Origin of the sequence: Streptomyces litmocidini, from assembly GCF_014649755.1 — a bacterium.
In the GTDB taxonomy this organism is placed as follows: Bacteria; Actinomycetota; Actinomycetes; order Streptomycetales; family Streptomycetaceae; genus Streptomyces; species Streptomyces litmocidini.
Window position 1 is genome coordinate 1 of the sequence record NZ_BMTQ01000001.1, and the last position, 18,100, is coordinate 18,100.

General features: G+C 73.1%; 12 protein-coding genes and 1 pseudogene. 3 read left to right on the top strand and 10 right to left on the bottom strand.

Annotated elements, in window-relative coordinates; genetic code table 11:
- Positions 1-210: pseudogene (locus IE180_RS00005) on the top strand (ATP-binding protein); the annotation flags it as partial.
- A gap of 957 nt (positions 211-1,167) precedes the next feature.
- Here the strand turns inward: IE180_RS00005 and IE180_RS00010 are convergent.
- The 5 genes from IE180_RS00010 to IE180_RS00030 form a co-directional block, all read right to left on the bottom strand.
- Positions 1,168-1,362 carry an acyl-CoA carboxylase subunit epsilon gene (locus IE180_RS00010; protein ID WP_190154636.1) on the bottom strand — a complete coding sequence of 65 codons (195 nt, stop codon included), beginning with the start codon at positions 1,360-1,362 and terminating at the stop codon, positions 1,168-1,170.
- A 14-nt stretch (positions 1,363-1,376) separates the two neighbouring features.
- Complete coding sequence (locus IE180_RS00015) at positions 1,377-2,960, bottom strand: acyl-CoA carboxylase subunit beta (RefSeq protein ID WP_190154637.1); 1,584 nt, start codon at positions 2,958-2,960, stop codon at positions 1,377-1,379.
- Between the two features lie 153 nt (positions 2,961-3,113).
- Positions 3,114-5,438, bottom strand: a complete 2,325-nt coding sequence (locus tag IE180_RS00020; RefSeq protein WP_190155177.1) for a polysaccharide lyase 8 family protein — start codon at positions 5,436-5,438, stop codon at positions 3,114-3,116.
- 112 nt (positions 5,439-5,550) lie between these two features.
- Positions 5,551-9,420 carry an endo-alpha-N-acetylgalactosaminidase family protein gene (locus IE180_RS00025; RefSeq protein ID WP_190154638.1) on the bottom strand — a complete coding sequence of 1,290 codons (3,870 nt, stop codon included), beginning with the start codon at positions 9,418-9,420 and terminating at the stop codon, positions 5,551-5,553.
- Between the two features lie 128 nt (positions 9,421-9,548).
- Positions 9,549-10,058, bottom strand: coding sequence for a hypothetical protein (locus IE180_RS00030; RefSeq protein ID WP_190154639.1), 510 nt, complete (start codon positions 10,056-10,058; stop codon positions 9,549-9,551).
- Between the two features lie 225 nt (positions 10,059-10,283).
- Here IE180_RS00030 and IE180_RS00035 point away from each other — a divergent pair, with 225 nt between their 5' ends.
- Together IE180_RS00035 and dnaN are read left to right on the top strand one after the other, a co-directional pair.
- Positions 10,284-10,895, top strand: coding sequence for a YceI family protein (locus IE180_RS00035; RefSeq protein WP_190154640.1), 612 nt, complete (start codon positions 10,284-10,286; stop codon positions 10,893-10,895).
- 185 nt (positions 10,896-11,080) lie between these two features.
- Complete coding sequence (gene dnaN, locus IE180_RS00040; RefSeq protein ID WP_190154641.1) at positions 11,081-12,184, top strand: DNA polymerase III subunit beta; 1,104 nt, start codon at positions 11,081-11,083, stop codon at positions 12,182-12,184.
- 17 nt (positions 12,185-12,201) lie between these two features.
- On the opposite strand, the gene IE180_RS00045 is transcribed toward dnaN, so the two are convergent.
- From IE180_RS00045 to IE180_RS00065, 5 genes are all read right to left on the bottom strand, one after another.
- Entirely contained in the window at positions 12,202-13,551 is a 1,350-nt protein-coding gene (locus IE180_RS00045; RefSeq protein ID WP_190154642.1) for a hypothetical protein, read from the bottom strand.
- A 43-nt stretch (positions 13,552-13,594) separates the two neighbouring features.
- Complete coding sequence (gene cimA / locus IE180_RS00050; protein WP_190154643.1) at positions 13,595-15,211, bottom strand: citramalate synthase; 1,617 nt, start codon at positions 15,209-15,211, stop codon at positions 13,595-13,597.
- A 282-nt stretch (positions 15,212-15,493) separates the two neighbouring features.
- A complete protein-coding gene (locus IE180_RS00055) occupies positions 15,494-16,813 on the bottom strand; it encodes an MFS transporter (protein ID WP_190154644.1) in 1,320 nt (439 codons plus the stop codon).
- Positions 16,814-16,879: 66 nt separating this feature from the next.
- Positions 16,880-17,434 carry a TetR/AcrR family transcriptional regulator gene (locus IE180_RS00060; RefSeq protein ID WP_308434351.1) on the bottom strand — a complete coding sequence of 185 codons (555 nt, stop codon included), beginning with the start codon at positions 17,432-17,434 and terminating at the stop codon, positions 16,880-16,882.
- A gap of 102 nt (positions 17,435-17,536) precedes the next feature.
- Positions 17,537-18,064, bottom strand: coding sequence for a hypothetical protein (locus IE180_RS00065; protein WP_190154645.1), 528 nt, complete (start codon positions 18,062-18,064; stop codon positions 17,537-17,539).
- Between the last annotated feature and the right edge of the window lie 36 nt (positions 18,065-18,100).

Consider the following 18,100-nt stretch of genomic DNA (forward strand, 5'->3'; position numbering starts at 1 on the left):
GTCGACTACTTCGAGAACAGCGGCCTGCCGTTCGTCATCGCCCTCAACGGCTTCGACGGCAACCAGCCCTACCAGCCGGAGGAGGTCCGCGAGGCCCTCCAGATCGGCCCCGACACCCCCATCATCACCACCGACGCCCGCCACCGCGCCGATGCCAAGAGCGCCCTCATCACCCTCGTCGAGCACGCCCTCATGGCCCGCCTGCGGTAGCTGTCCCCGGCGTTTCACGAGGAAGGCCGCGTTCCCCGCCCGGGAACGCGGCCTTCCTCGTGAAACCGCCTCCGCGCCCCGCCGCGTCCACCACGTCGACCGGGGGCGGGAGGCGCCCCGCACGCCCGAGTCCGCCCGGCCCCCGGACGGCCCCTGGCGCGCCGGGACTCCCCGGCCCCAGGAGTCCGGGGGGAAGCCGGAGTCCGGGGGAAGCCGAAGTCCGGGGGGAAGCCGGAGTCCGCGCGGAAGCCGGAGGAGGGCCGACGCCCGGAGGCCAGGGGTTCCGACGGCCGTTCCGGGCCCGACGGGACGCCCGCGCCCGGGACGCGACGCGAGCCCGGCCGGCGGCAGGAGGAGCCGGGGCGGACGGGGCGGTGGGCGCCTCGGCGGGTGCGAAGGCGTCGGTGTCGGCGTCCGCCCCGCACGGCTCGGTACCGCGACCGGGCCCGCCTCCCGGGCCGGGCACGGCGGCCGGTCGGGTAAGCCCGCCGGGGCCGGGGCGCCCGGCACGCCCCGCACGCCCCGCCCGTCCCGCACGCCCCGCCCGTCCCGCACGGCGAGCACGCCCCGCACCGCGAGCACGCCCCGCGCCCCGGGAGCGTCGGCCGGTCCCGCCACCTCCGCGCCCCCGGCCGGTCCGGCTCCCTCCGGCGGTTCCGCCGGGGCGTCGGTTCCGCCTCCTCGGCCCGGCACTCCCCCGACCGCGACGAACCCGTACAACGCCACGTCCTCGGACGACGAGCCCGCCACCCCCGCGACGAAGCCGCTCACCGGGGGGGGAGACCACGCTGGGCTGCGTGGCCGTGCTGATCCTGGTCGGCATCGTGGGCACCGTGATCTGGGGCGTCATCGCGCTGGTCCAGACGATCTGGCCGTAGGCCGCCGTCCGGACGTGACGGAGGGCCGGAACCCGATGACACCGGGTTCCGGCCCTCCGTCACGCGGACTGCCGCGGGATCAGCGCCAGCTGTGCGGCGCGCGGAAGCCGTGTTCGCGCTCCAGGCGGCGCCAGCCGGCCTGGGTGCGGCCGCGGTGGGTCTCCTCGGCGGGCTGGGAGGCGGCGCGGGCGAGCAGCACGGCCGTGATGGCGGCGAGCTCCTCGGGGTCGGCGGTGCCCTTCTCGACGCGGAGAAGGTTGGCGGGCGTGGTCACGTGGATGACTCCTCTTACTGAGGCGGGTTGCCGTGCTTGCGGGACGGCAGGTCGGCGTGCTTGGTGCGGAGCATCGCGAGGGACCTGATGAGCACCTGGCGGGTGTCGGCGGGGTCGATGACGTCGTCGACCAGGCCGCGCTCCGCCGCGTAGTAGGGGTGCATCAGCTCGGCCTTGTACTCCTTGACCATGCGGGCCCGCATGGCGTCGGGGTCCTCGGCCTCCGCGATCTGCTTGCGGAAGATGACGTTGGCGGCGCCCTCGGCGCCCATGACCGCGATTTCGTTGGTGGGCCAGGCGTACGTCAGGTCGGCGCCGATGGACTGGGAGTCCATCACGATGTAGGCGCCGCCGTAGGCCTTGCGCAGGATCAGGGAGATCCGGGGCACGGTCGCGTTGCAGTACGCGTACAGCAGCTTCGCGCCGTGCCTGATGATTCCACCGTGCTCCTGGTCGACGCCGGGCAGGAAGCCGGGTACGTCCAGAAGGGTGACGATCGGGATGTTGAAGGCGTCGCACATCTGGACGAAGCGCGCGGCCTTCTCGGAGGCCTCGATGTCGAGGACGCCGGCCAGCGACTGGGGCTGGTTGGCGACGATGCCGACGACCTGGCCGTCGAGGCGGGCGAGCGCGCAGATGATGTTGCGGGCCCAGCGCTCGTGGACCTCCAGGTAGTCGCCGTCGTCGACGAGCTCCTCGATCACCTTGTGCATGTCGTACGGGCGGTTGCCGTCGGCGGGCACCAGGTCGAGTAGCACGTCCGAGCGGCGGTCGGCCGGGTCCTCGGAGGGGACGGTCGGCGGGTTCTCGCGGTTGTTCTGCGGGAGCATCGACAGGAGGTAGCGGACCTCGGCGATGCAGGTCTCCTCGTCGTCGTACGCGAAGTGCGCGACGCCGGAGGTCTCGGCGTGGACGTCGGCGCCGCCGAGGCCGTTCTGGGTGATCTCCTCGCCGGTGACCGCCTTGACGACGTCCGGGCCGGTGATGAACATCTGCGAGGTCTCGCGGACCATGAAGACGAAGTCGGTCAGCGCGGGGCTGTAGGCGGCGCCGCCGGCGCACGGGCCGAGCATCACCGAGATCTGCGGGATGACGCCCGAGGCCCTGGTGTTGCGCTGGAAGATGCCGCCGTATCCGGCGAGGGCGGAGACGCCCTCCTGGATCCGGGCGCCGGCGCCGTCGTTCAGGGAGACCAGCGGGGCACCGGCCGCGATGGCCATGTCCATGATCTTGTGGATCTTGGTGGCGTGGGCCTCGCCCAGCGCGCCGCCGAAGATCCGGAAGTCGTGCGCGTAGACGAAGACCGTGCGGCCCTCCACCGTGCCCCAGCCGGTGATGACACCGTCGGTGTACGGCTTCTTCGCCTCCAGGCCGAAGCCCTGCGCGCGGTGCCGGCGCAGCTGCTCGACCTCGTTGAAGGAACCAGGGTCGAGCAGCAGCTCGATGCGCTCACGCGCCGTCAGCTTGCCCTTGGCGTGCTGGGCCTCGGTGGCGCGCTCACTCGGGCCACGCAGCGCCTGCTCGCGCAGGACGTGCAGCTCGGCCACTCGGCCACGGGCGTCAGCGGGCTCGCTCGGGATCTGGTCCACAACGGTCATGTACCGACCCTACGAAGTCATGCAAGAAAACCCCGCCGTCGACTCCGTACAGTCTCGCGTGTCGAATCCTGGTGGGGCTGGACAGAACCCGGTCGCGTCCAGCCCGAGTCAACAGCCAGGAACCCCTTGTGTTTGTAGGGTTCCGACATAGACCTAGAGCAGAACCTCGCAACCATGGGTCGCACCCCCGGTACCGGGGGTGATCCGCAGCCGCAGCGAGGACCCGGTGGCGAGGACCTCCACCGAGGGGTCGTGGCGGACCACCCGGCGGACCGGACGGTTCCACACCAGCTCCAGCGGCTGCCCGGTGCGCGGCGGCTCGGAGACCCTCAGGTCCAGGACGGAGCGGCGGCGCCGGACGAGGACGCTCGCGGGCGCGGTGACCGTGAGCGGTCCCACCGTACCGGCCTGCCAGAGGTTCGCGGCGGTCAGTCCGAGCGACGGGACGGCGATCGCCTGCCGCTCGGCGGTGTTGTCGAGAACGTGCAGCCAGTCGGGGTCGGCGGCGCGGGCGGCGAGCGTACGCGGGGAGGCGCCCGGCATCAGGAGGTAGGCGTACGAGGCGGCGACCGGGTCGGTGCCGTGGTCCAGCCAGAGGGTCTGGTAGCGGCGGGTCCGGCGCTCGGTGGAACTGGTGGTGTTGATGTCGCTCCAGGCGCCGGTCCGGTCCTCGCGCAGGGTTCGGAGGTTCCCGGCCCCCTGCGGGAAGACCCAGCCGCCGTGCCCCTCCAGGTGCGCCCAGCCGTCGCCGGTGGTGAGGGCCTGGGTGCCGGACTCCCCCAGGAGGCGGTTGTCGACGACCGTCTCGACGGGCACGCCGTCGGTCGCGGTGATCCCGGCGCCCAGGCAGATGACCGCGTCCGCCGCGCAGAACCAGGACTTGCGGGCCTCCAGGGTGGAGCCGAGGCCCTTGAGGTGCTGGCCGACGGCCGCGTACTCGCCGTCGGTGGTCCCGCCGACCCAGCGGACGGCCGGCCGGGGCGCGCCCCACTCGCCGCCCGCCCGGTCGGCGAGCCGCTTGGTGGAGACGGTGGTGCCGGGGAGCCGGTACGGGTCGACGGTGGGCCAGAACCAGTCGGTGTACTGGTCGCCGAGGTCCGGGGTCCACCAGGAGAGCATCCCGGCGCCGGTGTGCCAGCCGCGCGGGTTCTCGCCGTTCCCGCACTCGTAGTGCGTGATCCGGTTCGAGGCCATGGAGAGGTTGGCGGCCCAGCCGGGGCGGCGGTGGACGGCCCGGTCCATGGCGGGGAACAGCCGGTGGCCGGTGGGCTCGGGGGCGGCCGGTACGGGCGACGCGGCCACGGCGTGCAGCCGGGCCAGGTCGGCGACGCCGAACTGGCGGGCGGCGAGGATCGGGGAGACGGTGTCGCGCTCGATCCACCCCTTCACGCGCGCGTGCCACCGGTCCCGCTCGGCCGGCGACGCCCCGCCCGCGAGGAGGGCGATGGCCGCGATGACGCCCTGGCCGTGGAAGTGGTCGGACCGCATGATCCGCCGGTCGTCGTTCTTGAGGTAGCCGCGGCTGATCGCGCGCCCGTTGACGCTGTCCATCATCAGGCCGTCGTGGATGAAGGGGGCGTAGGCCTTCTCGACGCTGTCGAGGACGATCTGCCGGTTCGGGTCGGTGACGGCCCAGGTGGACCCGGCGAGGAGGGTGAAGAGCCGGCCGAGGCCGTCGAGCATGACCTGCCCGTAGGTGCCGGAGTAGGCGACCCAGGTGTGCTGGACGAAGGAGCCGTCGGCGTAGAGGCCGTCGCCCTGGGTGACGTACGGGAAGACGGGCGAGAGGGCGTCGCGGGCGAGGGCGATCTTGGCGGGGTTCGCGCCGAGGACCCCGCGCAGGGCGACGGAGCGGCAGAGGTCGACGCGGTTGGCGCCGGTGGAGGTGCCGGAGTAGTTCAGGAGGACCGAGTCGGGCACGAAGTGGTCGACGGCGGCGCAGGCGGCGGCGACGCGTTCGGCGCCGAGGCGGGAGTGGAGCGCGGCCACGATGTCCATGAGGAGGCGGGGGCTGCCTATCTGCCACTCCCACCAGTTGCCGTAGCGGGGGGCGCCCGCCCGGTAGACGGTGGCGGAGAGGTGGTCGAGGCCGCGCAGCACGTCGGCGAGCAGGCCCTCGTCGCCGGTGAGGCCGGTGCCGGGCTGGACGTACGCCTGGGTCATGGTCCACAGGCGGCCGTAGCTCTGGGAGATGCCGGCCGGCGGGTCGAAGGGGGCGTCGGGCCAGAGGGAGGCGGTGGTGGCGGCCATGCTCGCGCGGAAGGCACGCGCGAGCGTGCCCGTCTCGGCGAGCCGGCCGGCGTAGGGCTCGGCCCCGGCGTCGAAGCCGGAGCCGAGCTGGAGGTCGAGCCAGCGGAGCCGCAGCGCCTCGAACTCGTCGGCCGGGTCGGCCGCACGGGCGGCGGGGAGCGGGAGCGCGAGGGCCGCGGCGGTGGCGCCGGCCGTGCTCAGGAAGGTGCGGCGGGACCAGAGGGGCAGGGACACGGGAGCCTCCCGGGGGAAGTGGTGGAGACCGGTCGGCGCCCGGTGTAACACCCTGTTTCCGACGCAATCAATGAGCACGGCAAGCGCTTGCTGCCCCTATGGGGCGTCAGCTCCCGCAGTGGAAGCGGGCGCTCCCCCAGTCCGCGTGGTCGTTGCCGTTCCCGTCGTCGCCGTCGCCGGCCACCAGGTCGACGTAGGAGGCGCCGGTGACGTCGGCGGTGAGCGACCAGGCCGGGTCGGCGGCCCTGAGGACCGGGGACCCGGCCTTCTCCGTACCGTCCGCGAGCACGCTGAACCGGACGCTGCCGCGGGTGGTCTGGACGTCGTCCACCCCGACCTCGGCGGTGAACGAGGTGCACCGGCCGCCGAGGTAGTAGCGGACCTTCGCCGGGGCGTGGGTGCCCAGGCCCTTGGCGTACGTCACTCCGCCGATCCGCAGCGGGGAGCCGTCGCCGGCGCCGGTCTCGCCGTTGGAGAGGTCCCGCTCGACGGGTCCCCAGCCGTTGGCGGCCGAGGTCCAGTCGAGGTCGCTCGCCCAGCTGTCGGCGGTGGGCGGCGGGGGCAGGGTGCGGACGGTGGTGGCGGCGGCGAGCTTCCGGGGCTGCCCGTCCAGGCCGTACGCGACGGAGGCGCCCAGCGAGTAGGGCTGGTGGGCCGCGTCCACCGGCGGGGTCACCTGCCAGGTGGCGGTGGTCCGCTCGCCCGGGGCGACCGTGCCGAGGGCGACGGGCGCGGCGGGTTCGGCGGTCCAGCCCTCGGGGAGGGTCAGGACGGCCTGGGCGCCGGTGGCGTCGGAGGCCTCGTCGTTGGCGAAGGTGGCCGTGACCCGGTTCGGCCGGCCGGGCTCCAGCGTCTCGGGCGCGGTGACGGTGAGCGTGCCGCAGGCGGCGCGCTCGGCGGCCGGGCCGAGGTCGGTGACGGTGAAGCCGTCGAGGACGAAGTCGGCGCCGTCGGGGGCGTCCCCGCGCTTGCGCAGCCCGGTCCAGGTGTCGCCGCAGCCGGCGGTGACGGTCTCGGCGAAGTGCCCGGTGGTCCTCTGCTGTCCGAGGGGTGTGCGGCGGGTCTCCACCGGGGTGCCGTTCACGCGGTCGTAGCCGGTGACCCACTCGTACGCGCCCGCGTGGCTGGACTGGTAGTCGTACTCCACGCGGTAGTCGTGGCCGTCCTTCATGGGGACGGTCCAGGGCGCGGTCCGGTAGACGAGTCCGCTGTTCTCGTCGTGGGACTTGAGGCTCTCGGCTCCGCCGACGACGTCGTCGATCGCCTTTCCGTTCCAGCCGGCCCGGGTGTACGGGGCGTGCAGCTGGGCGATGTGGGTGCGGGGGTCGGTCGTGCCGCCGGCGTCGCCCTTGAGGAAGGGGCCCCAGCCCTGGTCGACGGCTTCGAAGTCCTCGTACGCGACCGTGCCCGCCTTCGTCGCCGGGGCGTTGGCGACGATCCGCACGTCGTCGATCCGGACGGTCGCCGCGCTGCCGCTCGCGGCCTGGACGCGCAGCGGGGTGGAGCCGTCGGCGGGGGCGGTGAAGGTGACCTTGGCGCGCTGGAAGCGGGTGCCGTTCCAGTCGGAGGCGGCGACCCGGTCCTCCAGGGCGGAGCGTTCGACGGTGACCGCCCGGCCGCCGACGGACAGGGTGGTGGGGCGGGTCTTCCCGGGCTCGACCTCGATGAGGGCGGAGGCGGTGTACCGCTCGCCGGGGGTGAGGCCGGTGATCTGCTGGCGGACCGAGGCGGTGGCGGTGCCGCTCAACTCGGCGCTGTTGCGGCCCCGGTCGTCGGTGTCGCGGGCGACGGTGCCGGTCTTGGTCCAGGCGCCGAGCCCGGCGTCGTTGAATCCGGGGTCCTTCACCGGGGTGCCCTGACCCCACTGCGGGGCGGCCTGGGCGGGGGCGGCGGCGGGGTAGAGGACGTAGGGCTGTCCGGCGGTGGCGTCGAGGGTGATCCGTCCGCCGGAGGGGCGCACGGTGGCGGTCCTCACGCGCCCGTTGTCGGTGAGCTCGTACACGGTGTACGCGCGCGTGCCGCCGGGGACGGCCCAGCTGGTCGTCCCTCCGGCCCTGTTGTAGTGGTAGAGCTTCTTGCCGCCGTCCCAGGGGAGCAGGTAGCTCTCGCCGTCGAGGACCTTGCGGCCGTTCTCGTAGAAGGTGCGGCGGCCGTTCTCGACGGTGCCGCGGACTCCTCCGGTGAAGGTGATGTCGTCGCCGTTCCAGCGGGTGATCTTCTGGTGCTGGAGGTACTTGGCGGGCAGGTTCCGCTGCCAGACGTTGGCGGAGAAGGCGTTCCAGTCGGTCTCGCCGGTCCAGCCCTCGAAGTCGACGAGGGCGGTCTGGCCGAGGACGGGGTGGTTGTTCCAGACGTCCTTCTCGCCGTTGCGGATGAAGCGGATGATCTGCGAGTTGAGGCCCTTGTTGGTGGCGCCGCCGTAGTCGAGGTCGTTGGCCCAGTGGGACCAGAGGGAGGCCCGCTCGAACTTCTCGGACCACTCGGTGGCGACGTTCCAGCCCTGCGCCCGGACGGCCTGCATCGTCTTGTCGGCGATCCAGCCGTGCGTGTAGTAGACGTCGATGTAGAGCATCGACAGGTTGGGGTCGGTCTCGTCGCGGAGCTGCTGGAAGCGGCGGGCGAGGTCGCCGCTGTTCACGTCCCGGCGCTGGTCGATGTAGTAGCTCTGGTTGAGCCAGTTCCAGCCGGGCTTCGTCCTGTCGACGAGGGTCTCGTCGAAGTGGTGGGCCTCGGGGTACGCCTCGGTGGCGTTGACGTGGACGCCGAAGCCGGCTCCCCACTTCTTGCCCTCGCGCAGGAGGGTGTTGAGGTCGGCGAGGCCGCCGGCCCGCTTGTTGTAGTTGCCGCCGTAGTCGGGGTGGGCGGAGTCGTGGCCCTCGGAGCCGTACCCCTTGAGCAGCGCGAACTGGCCGAGTCCGTCGGTGGAGAGCGAGATCCGCTTGACGTCGTCGAGGGTGCGCAGGAAGGGGTGGGTGGCCTGGGAGGCGAAGTTGAAGGGGATGTGGGCGACGACCCGGTCCGGCGTCCGGTCGCTGCCGGGGGCCTTGACGCCGATCGCGCGGAAGGCGATGGCGCCGTCCTGCCAGTCGGTGGCGCCGTCGCCGTTGGCGTCGGGGGTGACGACGACCTTCGCCCAGGGCAGGCCGTCGCCGCTCTCGGGCCGTGGGGCGCCGGCGCCGCGGTAGGTCCACTGGCCGGACCAGACGCCGACGCGGGTCTCGGTGCCGCTCCTGCGGGCCTGGTGCCAGAAGCGGGCGCCGTCGCGGGCGGAGGCGCCGGAGGGCTTGTCGTAGCTGGAGTTGGACTCGACGGCGGCGGCCAGCCGTCCGGTGTTGACGATCGCGTAGCTCGCGCCGACCGGGGCGGTGTCGGCGGCGGTGGCGGCGGTGACCTCCGCGAAGACGTCGGCGGTACGGGTGGAGTCCGGGTCGAGCCGGGTGAAGGCGGTCGCGGCGCCGGTGTCCGAGGAGCCGACGGAGACCAGGTCGTGGCCGGGGATGTCGATCGTGCCGACGCGGAAGGCCTCGGTGTCGCGGACGGCGGTCACCTCGAAGGTGGTGGTCCGGTCGTCGACGCCGAGCCGGGCGTCGATCTCGACGCCGGGCAGGTCGGGGAAGACGAGGGTGTACGCGGCGGACGTGGCGGTCAGGACGGGTGCGCCCCCGGCCCGGACGGCGTGGGCGGTGCCGTTGAGCACGATCTGCGTCACCGGGGCCGTGCTCCCGAGGAGGCGGGCTCCGCTCGCCCGGTCGGTGTACGACAGGACGCGGGGGAAGTCCTCGGCGACGGCGACGGAGAGCCGGTCGGAGCCGATGACGGCGCCGGCGGTGGGGGTGGCCGTGGCGGTGGCGGTGGTCTCCTCTTCGGCGAGGGCGGGGCCGGACAGGGCGAACACGGTGGCCGACGCGGCGGCGAGCGCGCAGACCGCACGGATCCTTCGCGGGTTTCGCGGGTTTCGCGGGTGAGGGAGGGACATGCGCACTAGTTGGCCCCGCCCCGGGAGCACCGTCAACGAGATCGCGCCGCGCGGGCCCCTCCAGTCCAAGAACCCCCTCCGGTTAGTCCAAGTGACCCCCGGAGGGGGCGCTTCGGCGGTGGTACGGGTCAGCAGCCGCCGCAGTTGTAGAAGGTGACGTCCCAGTGGCTGCCCTCGTCGGCGTAGACGTTGCCCGCGCCGGACTTCCACTGCGGGGCTCCGTCGCCGCGCAGCCCGATGTAGGCGAAGGTGTTCTTGATGTAGCTCCCGAGGCAGGTGTACTTGCTGAAGTCCAGCTTGTAGCCGTTCCAGTGCGAGTACGTGCCGCTCGCGTGGCCGACCTCGGTGCCGCCGGTGATGTTGAGGGCGCAGCCGCTGGCGCTCTTGAGGGTCTGGGCGCCCTGGGCGGTGGCGAGGTTGAGCTGCTCGAAGGACGTGCAGGTGGAGTTGTAGCGGTCCGAGCAGTTGCCGGACGAGGACCAGGTGATTCCGGAGGACCGGAACATCGAGGTCGCGGTGGCGTGGCTGATCTTGGTGACGGCGTGGGCGTCGGTGGTGCTGGTGAGGGCGCCGAAGCCGGGGGCGAAGAGGGCGCCCAGGACGAGGGCGACTGCGGTGAGGACGGAGCGGAGCTTCACGGGGGTTCCTCCTGCGGGTGACCGTGACGGCTGGGGACGGCTGTGCAGGTGGTGCTCGTCGCGCAGGGAGATGGTGCCGCAGTTCTACGCGCGTCCGCCAGAGGGCGTCGGTGACAGCGTGACGCCGTCCGGGTGAACGACTCCCCAGAGATGTTGAATGTTGAACGGAATAGGGCTACAGTCATTCTCGTTGAAGTTTCAACAAACACCGACAAGGAGCACGTCATGGGTCTCTTCGGCCGCAAGAACACCGAGTCCGCCGTCGCCACCGCCACCCTCCCCGTGGACCCGGCCCTCGCCGCCCTCACCGGCGACTACACCATCGACCCGGCGCACAGCAGCATCGGCTTCACCGTCCGTCACGCGATGGTCACCAACGTCCGCGGCGCCTTCGCCGAGCACGAGGGCACGCTGAAGATCGACGGCACGAACCCGGCCGCCTCCACCGCCGCGATCGACGTCAAGATCGCCTCCATCGACACCGGCATCGCGGACCGCGACGGCCACCTGCGCAGCGGCGACTTCTTCGACGCCGAGCGGTTCCCGCTGATGTCCTTCCGCTCCACCGAGGCGGCGCAGCTGGGCGGCGACACGTTCCGGATCACCGGCGACCTGACCATCAAGGACGTCACCAAGCCGCTCTCCATCGACCTGGAGTTCAACGGCACCGCGACGGACGTCTACGGCAACGAGCGCGTCGGCTTCGAGGGCTCGGCCGAGATCCTGCGCTCCGAGTGGGGCCTGACCTGGAACGCGGCCCTGGAGACCGGCGGCGTCATGGTCAGCGACAAGGTCAAGCTGAACTTCGACATCTCCGCGATCAAGAACGCCGCCTGACCCTGCCGCCGGCCCCTCCCCCGGCCCCGTCCGGCCCACCGGACGCACGAGCGCGCCCGCCCTCCGCAGCAGCGGAAGGCGGGCGCTCGGCGTTCTCCGCCTCCCCGGGCGCGGTGGAAGGGGCGAAGGGCGCCCGGTCCCGCCGGTCGACGCCGTTGTCAGTGGCGGCCGTTAGCGTCGTCGGCATGGAATTCCGCATCGACAGCGCCGTGTTGACCGACGCCGTGGCCTGGGCCGCGCGCGTCCTGCCGGCCCGCTCCCCCCTGCCCGTCCTCGGCGGTCTGCTCCTGGAGGCGGCGGACGGCCGGCTGCGCGTCTCGGGCCTGGACCACGAGGCCTCGGCCCGCGTCGAGGTCGAGGCCGACACGGTCGTCGAGGGCCGGGCCCTGGTCCTCGGCCGACGCCTGTCCGACATCTGCAAGGTGCTCCCCCGGGGCGGCGCCGAGCTCGCCGTGGAGGGCGGCCGCCTCTCGGTGACCTCGGGCGACGCCCGCTTCGGCCTCTCGCTGCTGCCCCTCGACGACTACCCCGCCGCGCCCGTCCTGCCCGAGGTGCGCGGGCTCGTCGACGGGGACGCCTTCGCGGCGGCGGTCGGCCAGGTCGCCGTGGCCGCGGGCCGGGACGACTCGCTGCCCGTCCTCACCGGGATACGGCTGGCCCTGGACGGCACCACGATGACGCTGGCCGCCACCGACCGCTACCGGTACGCGGTCCGCACCCTGGAGTGGAAGCCGGAGGCCGGTGCCGAGGCGGAGTGCGCGGACGTGGTCGTCCCGGCCCGCCGACTCACCGAGATCGCCCGCTCCCTCGCGGGCGCGGGCCCGGCCCGCCTCGCCCTCGACTCCGGCTCCCTCGGCTTCGAGAGCGCCGGGACCCGCACCACCACCCGCCTGCTCGACGGCCGGCTCCCCCGCCACGACAAGCTCTTCGCCCTCGGCGAGCACGCCCTCGCGGCCACCGGGCGGGCCCCGCTGACCGAGGCCGTCAAGCGGGTCGCGGTCGTCGCCGAGGGCGACAGCCCGGTCCAGCTGGCCTTCTCCCCCACCGCCCTCCACCTCCAGGCGGGCTACGAGGACGACGTGGCCTCCCAGCGCCTCCCCGCCGCCCTCACGGGCGCGGAGTCCCTGACGGTCGCCTTCAACCCGAACTACCTCCTGGACGCGCTGACCTCCCTGGCCGCCCCCGAGGTCCACTTCCACCTCCTGGGCCCGGGCCAGCGGGCCCTCCTCACCGACGGCCCGGAGGGAACCCACCACCACCTGCTGATGTCGGTGAAGCCGCTGGTCTGAGCCGCCCGGAGGGGCCGCTAGAACCCACCGCCCCCGTCGAACCCGCCTCCGCCGTCGAACCCGCCTCCCCCGTCGAACCCGCCGCCGCCCCCGAAGTCGCCCGAGCCGAAGTCGCCGGCGCTGAAGTCGCCGCCCTGGAAGTCCCCGAAATCGCCGCCGCCGTACTCGGAGGCGTACGCCGGGGTGGCGAGCATGGAGCCGAGCATGGTGCCCACGAGGAGGCCGGGGAGCATGCCGCCGCCGAAGTAGCCGCCGGCCCAGGGGCCGTAGGCGGGGCCCGCCTCCCAGTAGGGGCGGCGCCCGGCGTCGGTGTCGACGGTGCGGGCCACGGGGTCGAGGCCGTCGTCGAGGCGGGCCGCGTCGGCGGCGCAGACCGGGACCTGGCGGGGGGCGCCGCCGGGCGGGATCCAGGCCCGGTCCTCGGTGGCGGGGCCGTGGCGGGGGTCGAAGAAGCACGGGGGCCGGCGCTCGGGGAGCGGGCGGGACTCGCGGCGGGCGGCCAGGACGGCGAGGGAGAAGCGGCCCTCCTCCAGTGCCTGGGTGACGCCGCGGACGTCGTGCGGGCGGACGGCCGAGGCCATGAGGGACTTGGCCTTGTCGTACGAGTCGAGGGCGCGCTCGTAGTCGCCGCGCATGGCGTCGTCGGCGCCGCGCTCGGCGGGGTGGAAGTCGAGGCGTTCGAGTTCCTCGCCGAAGGCGGTGATGTCCTCGTCGACGACGACCCGGAGCCGGTCGAGGGCGGCGCGCTCCTCGGCCTCCTTGCGGCGCCTCTTCTGCCGGACGACGGCGTAGGCGCCCGCGCCGCCCGCGACGACGACCGCGCCGAGGACGGCGAGCCCGGCGACGGGGACCCCGGAGTCCGTGCCGACGACGCCCCAGGAGGCCGGGGCGGAGCCGCGCAGGGCGGGCAGGGCCTGGTCGACGAAGTCGTTGAGTTCGGTGGCGGCGTCGACGCCGGGCTGCCGTACGGAGGCGACGAGGTTGTCCACGGCGGCCGGGGACATCACGGAGCGGTCGACGCCCGCGTCGAAGCGGTCGCCGAGGCGCACCGCGTACAGGCCGGCGATGCCGGTCCGGGCGCGCAGGTCGTCGATGAGGCCCTTGGGCGGGAACTGCGCGTTCGCGGGCAGGACCGCCACGAAGAGCGGCTTGTCCGCGTCCTTGATCTTCTGCGCGAGGGCCTTCGCGTCGGCCGTGGAGAGCTGGCCGGCGGCGCCCGGGTCGACGTAGACCGGGCCCTGTCTCAGGGCGGCGGCCGCGTCGGACACGCCCGTGGCCCTGGCGCCCGCGGTGGGCGCCAGGACCAGGAGCAGGAGCAGGAGCAGCCCGCCGAGGGCCGACCCTGTGGACATCGCCCTGGTCCTCATGGTTCGACGCTACCCGAACCAGACCGAACCAGACATAGGGGGACTATTCTGCGGGGTCGATGCCCGCGCGCAGCAGTCCGTACGTGAAGGCGTCCTCCAGGGCCTGCCAGGAGGCGGCGATGACGTTCTCGCCGACGCCGACCGTGGACCACTCGCCGTCGCCGTCGCTGGTGGTGACGAGGACCCGGGTCGTGGACTCGGTGCCGTGACGGCCCTCCAGGATGCGGACCTTGTAGTCGACCAGCTCGAACTTGGCGAGCGGCGGGTAGATCCGGTCGAGGGCCACCCGCATCGCCCGGTCGAGGGCGTTGACCGGGCCGTTGCCCTCGGCGGTGGCGACGATCCGCTCGCCCTTGGCCCAGAGCTTCACGGTCGCCTCGTTGGCGTGGGTGCCGTCGGGGCGGTCCTCCACGATCGCGCGCCAGGACTCCGTACGGAAGTAGCGGCGGGCCCGGCCCTCGGCCTCCTCGCGGAGCAGCAGCTCGAAGGAGGCGTCGGCGGCCTCGTACGTGTAGCCCTTGAGCTCGCGCTCCTTGACGCGCTCGACGACGCGGGCGACGAGGTCGCGGTCGCCGCCCAGGTCGACGCCGAGCTCCTTGCCCTTGAGCTCGATGGAGGCGCGGCCGGCCATGTCGGAGACGAGCATCCGCATGGTGTTGCCGACCAGCTCGGGGTCGATGTGCTGGTAGAGGTCGGGGTCCACCTTGATCGCGGAGGCGTGCAGTCCCGCCTTGTGGGCGAAGGCGGAGACGCCGACGTACGGCTGGTGGGTGGAGGGCGTGAGGTTGACGACCTCGGCGATGGCGTGCGAGATCCGCGTCATCTCGGCGAGCGCGCCCTCGGGGAGGATCCGCTTGCCGTACTTGAGCTCCAGGGCCGCGACGACGGGGAAGAGGTTGGCGTTGCCGACCCGCTCGCCGTAGCCGTTGGCGGTGCACTGGACGTGGGTGGCGCCCGCGTCGACGGCGGCGAGGGTGTTGGCGACGGCGCAGCCGGTGTCGTCCTGGGCGTGGATGCCGAGGCGGGCGCCGGTGTCGGCGAGGACGGTGGCGACGACGGCCTGGATCTGGGCGGGGAGCATGCCGCCGTTGGTGTCGCAGAGGACGACGACGTCGGCGCCGGCCTCGTGCGCGGCGCGGACGACGGCCTTGGCGTAGTCCGGGTTCGCCTTGTAGCCGTCGAAGAAGTGCTCGCAGTCGACGAAGACCCTGCGGCCCTGGGCGGTCAGGTGGGAGACGGTGTCGCGGACCATCTCCAGGTTCTCGTCGAGGGTGGTGCGCAGGGCGAGCTCGACGTGCCGGTCGTGCGACTTGGCCACCAGGGTGATCACCGGAGCGCCGGAGTCGAGGAGCGCCTTGACCTGCGGGTCCTCGGCGGCGCTGCCGCCGGCCCTGCGGGTGGCGCCGAAGGCGACGAGCTGCGCGTTCTCGAACGCGATCTCCTGCCGGGCGCGGGCGAAGAACTCCGTGTCGCGCGGGTTGGCGCCGGGCCAGCCGCCTTCGATGAAGCCCACGCCGAACTCGTCGAGGTGCCGGGCGATGGTCAGCTTGTCCGCGACGGTGAGGTTGATGCCTTCACGCTGCGCCCCGTCGCGCAGGGTCGTGTCGAAGACATGGAAACTGTCGTCGAGGCGCGATCCCTCGGCGTTCTCCGTGGTCATGGCTGTGTTGGCTCCTGTCGGATGTGGCTCCGGAAGGTATGGATCCACTTGCCCCCATTCTCACGCGCCGTCCGCTTCCGGCGTGGGTGGGGCCGGAAAACGAAAAAACCCCTCGCGGGTGCGAGAGGTCTGCGCGCGGGTCTGGGGCACGGTGTCCACTGCCGCGGGGGTCGTTCCGCGGTTCAGTGGCCACTGCGGACCGGCGCGCTGCTGCCGATAATCATCGTGGTAGCGAGCACGCCGGAAGTCTGGCACAGGTCCGGGGTCAGCGGGACGGCGGTCTCACGATACGGGCAGTTGATCTCGCGGACGCTCGGAGCGGGCGGCGCCCACCCGGCCCAGGTCGATGTCCCGGGTCTCCCGCATCGTGAGGTAGACGACCAGGGAGACGGCCGCGCAGCCCGCGACGTACCAGAAGAAGCCCGACTCGACGCCGGCGTCCTTGAACCAGAGCGCCACGTACTCGGCGGTGCCGCCGAAGAGGGCGTTGGCGACGGCGTACGGCAGGGCGACGCCGAGGGCGCGGATGCCGGTCGGGAAGAGTTCGGCCTTCACGCAGGCGTTGATGGAGGTGTAGCCGGTGACGACGACCAGCGCGAGGAGGGAGAGGCCGAGGGCGGGCCAGAAGGAGCCGGCGTGCTTGAGCATCGTCAGGATCGGGACGGTGAGGAGGGTGGAGCCGAGCGCGAAGGTGATGAGGAGCGGGCGGCGTCCGATCCGGTCGGAGAGCCGGCCGGCGAGCGGCTGCAGGCAGGCGAAGACGATCAGGGCGCAGAAGGAGACCAGGGTGGCGGTCTGCTTGGGCAGCCCGGCGGAGTTGGACAGGTACTTGGTGAGGTACGTGGTGTACGTGTAGTAGGCCACGGTCCCGCCCATGGTGAGCGCGACGACGAGGAAGGCCTCGCGCTTGTGCGCCCACAGGGCCTTGAGGGTGCCCTGCTGTCCCCGGGCGACGCCGGAGTCGGCGGTCTCCTCGTACACCTCGGTCTCCAGCATGGTGCGGCGCAGCCAGAAGACGACGGCCGCGCCGAGGGCGCCGACGACGAACGGGATGCGCCAGCCCCAGGCGTGGAGGGCGTCGGCGGACAGGGTGTGCTGGAGGACGAGCAGCAGGCCGAGGCCGAGGATCTGGCCGGCGGTCATCGACACGTACTGGAAGCTGGAGGCGAAGCCGCGGTGCCGCGGCGCGGAGGCCTCGGTGAGGTAGGTGGCGCTGGCCGCGTACTCGCCGCCGACGGAGAGTCCCTGGAGGAGGCGGGCGACGAGGAGGACGACGGCGCCGCCGTACCCGGCGACCGAGTAGGTCGGCGCGATCGCGATCAGTACGGCGGAGGCGGACATCAGCGTCACGGTGAGGGTGAGCGCCGCCTTGCGGCCCTTGCGGTCGCCGACCCGGCCGAGGAGCCAGCCGCCGACGGGGCGCATGAAGAAGCCGACGGCGAAGATGCCGGCGGTGTTCATGAGCTTGGCGGTGTCGTCGCCCTCGGGGAAGAAGGCTCCCGCGAAGTAGGTGGCGAAGCTCGCGTACACGAACCAGTCGAACCACTCGACCATGTTGCCGGCGGAACCGACCCAGATCTTCTTCCAGTGCTCTCGTCCCATGGGCAGGAACCGTGCCGGAGACCAGGCGGGGGCGACAAGGCCGCGGCCCGCAACGATCGGGTGTACTTACGTGCGTTGCGGTCGCGCGAGCAGGTCCTGCTCGATGAACTCCCGTACGTGCGCGAGGACCTGCTCCCGCCCCGTGCCCGGGATGCCGACGGCGACGTGCACGCTGAAGCCGTCGAGCAGGGCCCGCATCCGGGTGGCGAAGCGGTCCGGGTCGACCGGGCGGAACTCCTCCCGCGAGACCCCCTCGGCGAGGATCGCGACCAGGTCCCGGTGCCAGGCCCCCTCGATGGCGGCCTGCCGGGCGCGGGCGTCGTCGTCGGCGTTCTGCGAGCGGTTCCAGACCTCCAGCCAGAGGGTCCAGTGAGGGTCGCGGGGCCCGTCGGGCACGTACACGTCGACGTACCCGTCGAGCCGGTCGCGTGCCTTCCCCGGCCGGGACAGCAGCGCGCTGCGCTCGGCCCCGAGCCGCCCCTCGCTCCACTCCAGGGTCTGCAGCAGCAGCTCGTCCTTGGTGCGGAAGTAGTAGAGGAGGTGCCCGCTGCTCATCCCCACCTGCCGCCCGAGCCCGGCCATGGTGAGCCCGTCGAGCCCCCGCTCGGCGATGGTGTCCATGGCCGCGGCGAGCACGTCCTCGCGGGGCGGGGCGGCCTGGTTGCGCCGGCGGGGGTGGGACGGGGAGGGGAGGGGGTCGCTGCTCTGACTCACTCGTACGTTCTACCCGATCGGCCCGGTCCCGGTGTCCCGGACCCATGCGTCCCTGCGCGCCCGCAGCTCCCGGATCCGGTCGGGGCCGGGCTCGCCGGCTGCGGCCTCGGCGAATCCCTGCGCGCCGAACGCGCCGTCGGTCACGAGGGCGAGGTCCTCCGCGGAGAGCTCCTCCGCGAGCAGCGCGGAGAGTGCCGGGAGGTCGCCCTCGAAGACCCCGTCGCGGTCCATCTCGCGCAGGCGGCGGACGGTCCGGACGAGGTCGGGCCGCAGGGTCGTCCAGCCGCGGGAGGCGGCGATCTCGCGGTCCACGTGCTCCATGAACCAGCGCACGACCTCGTACGGGACGGGGTGGTGCCCCGACACGGGGTCGACGCACACGGTCGGCCCGCGCTCCGGGTCCTCGTCGGGCACGACGGCCGTCAGCAGGGTCCGCCGGTCGGCGACCCGGCCCAGTTCCAGGTACCAGGCGTCGTCCGGTACGGAGTACAGGATCGTGATCGCGTAGTCGCCGCCCTCGTGGCGCATCACCGGCATGGCCGCAGGCTGTCACACGGCCCGCGGCCCGACCAC

Excerpts from the sequence above, each read along its gene's own strand:
- cimA (WP_190154643.1), bottom strand. The coding sequence starts at position 15,211 with ATGACCACGGAGAACGCCGAGGGATCGCGCCTCGACGACAGTTTCCAT.
- IE180_RS00015 (WP_190154637.1), bottom strand. The coding sequence starts at position 2,960 with ATGACCGTTGTGGACCAGATCCCGAGCGAGCCCGCTGACGCCCGTGGC.
- dnaN (WP_190154641.1), top strand. The coding sequence starts at position 11,081 with ATGGAATTCCGCATCGACAGCGCCGTGTTGACCGACGCCGTGGCCTGG.
- IE180_RS00060 (WP_308434351.1), bottom strand. The coding sequence starts at position 17,434 with ATGGACACCATCGCCGAGCGGGGGCTCGACGGGCTCACCATGGCCGGG.
- IE180_RS00065 (WP_190154645.1), bottom strand. The coding sequence starts at position 18,064 with ATGCCGGTGATGCGCCACGAGGGCGGCGACTACGCGATCACGATCCTG.
- IE180_RS00035 (WP_190154640.1), top strand. The coding sequence starts at position 10,284 with ATGGGTCTCTTCGGCCGCAAGAACACCGAGTCCGCCGTCGCCACCGCC.
- IE180_RS00045 (WP_190154642.1), bottom strand. The coding sequence starts at position 13,551 with ATGAGGACCAGGGCGATGTCCACAGGGTCGGCCCTCGGCGGGCTGCTC.
- IE180_RS00055 (WP_190154644.1), bottom strand. The coding sequence starts at position 16,813 with ATGGGACGAGAGCACTGGAAGAAGATCTGGGTCGGTTCCGCCGGCAAC.
- IE180_RS00025 (WP_190154638.1), bottom strand. The coding sequence starts at position 9,420 with ATGTCCCTCCCTCACCCGCGAAACCCGCGAAACCCGCGAAGGATCCGT.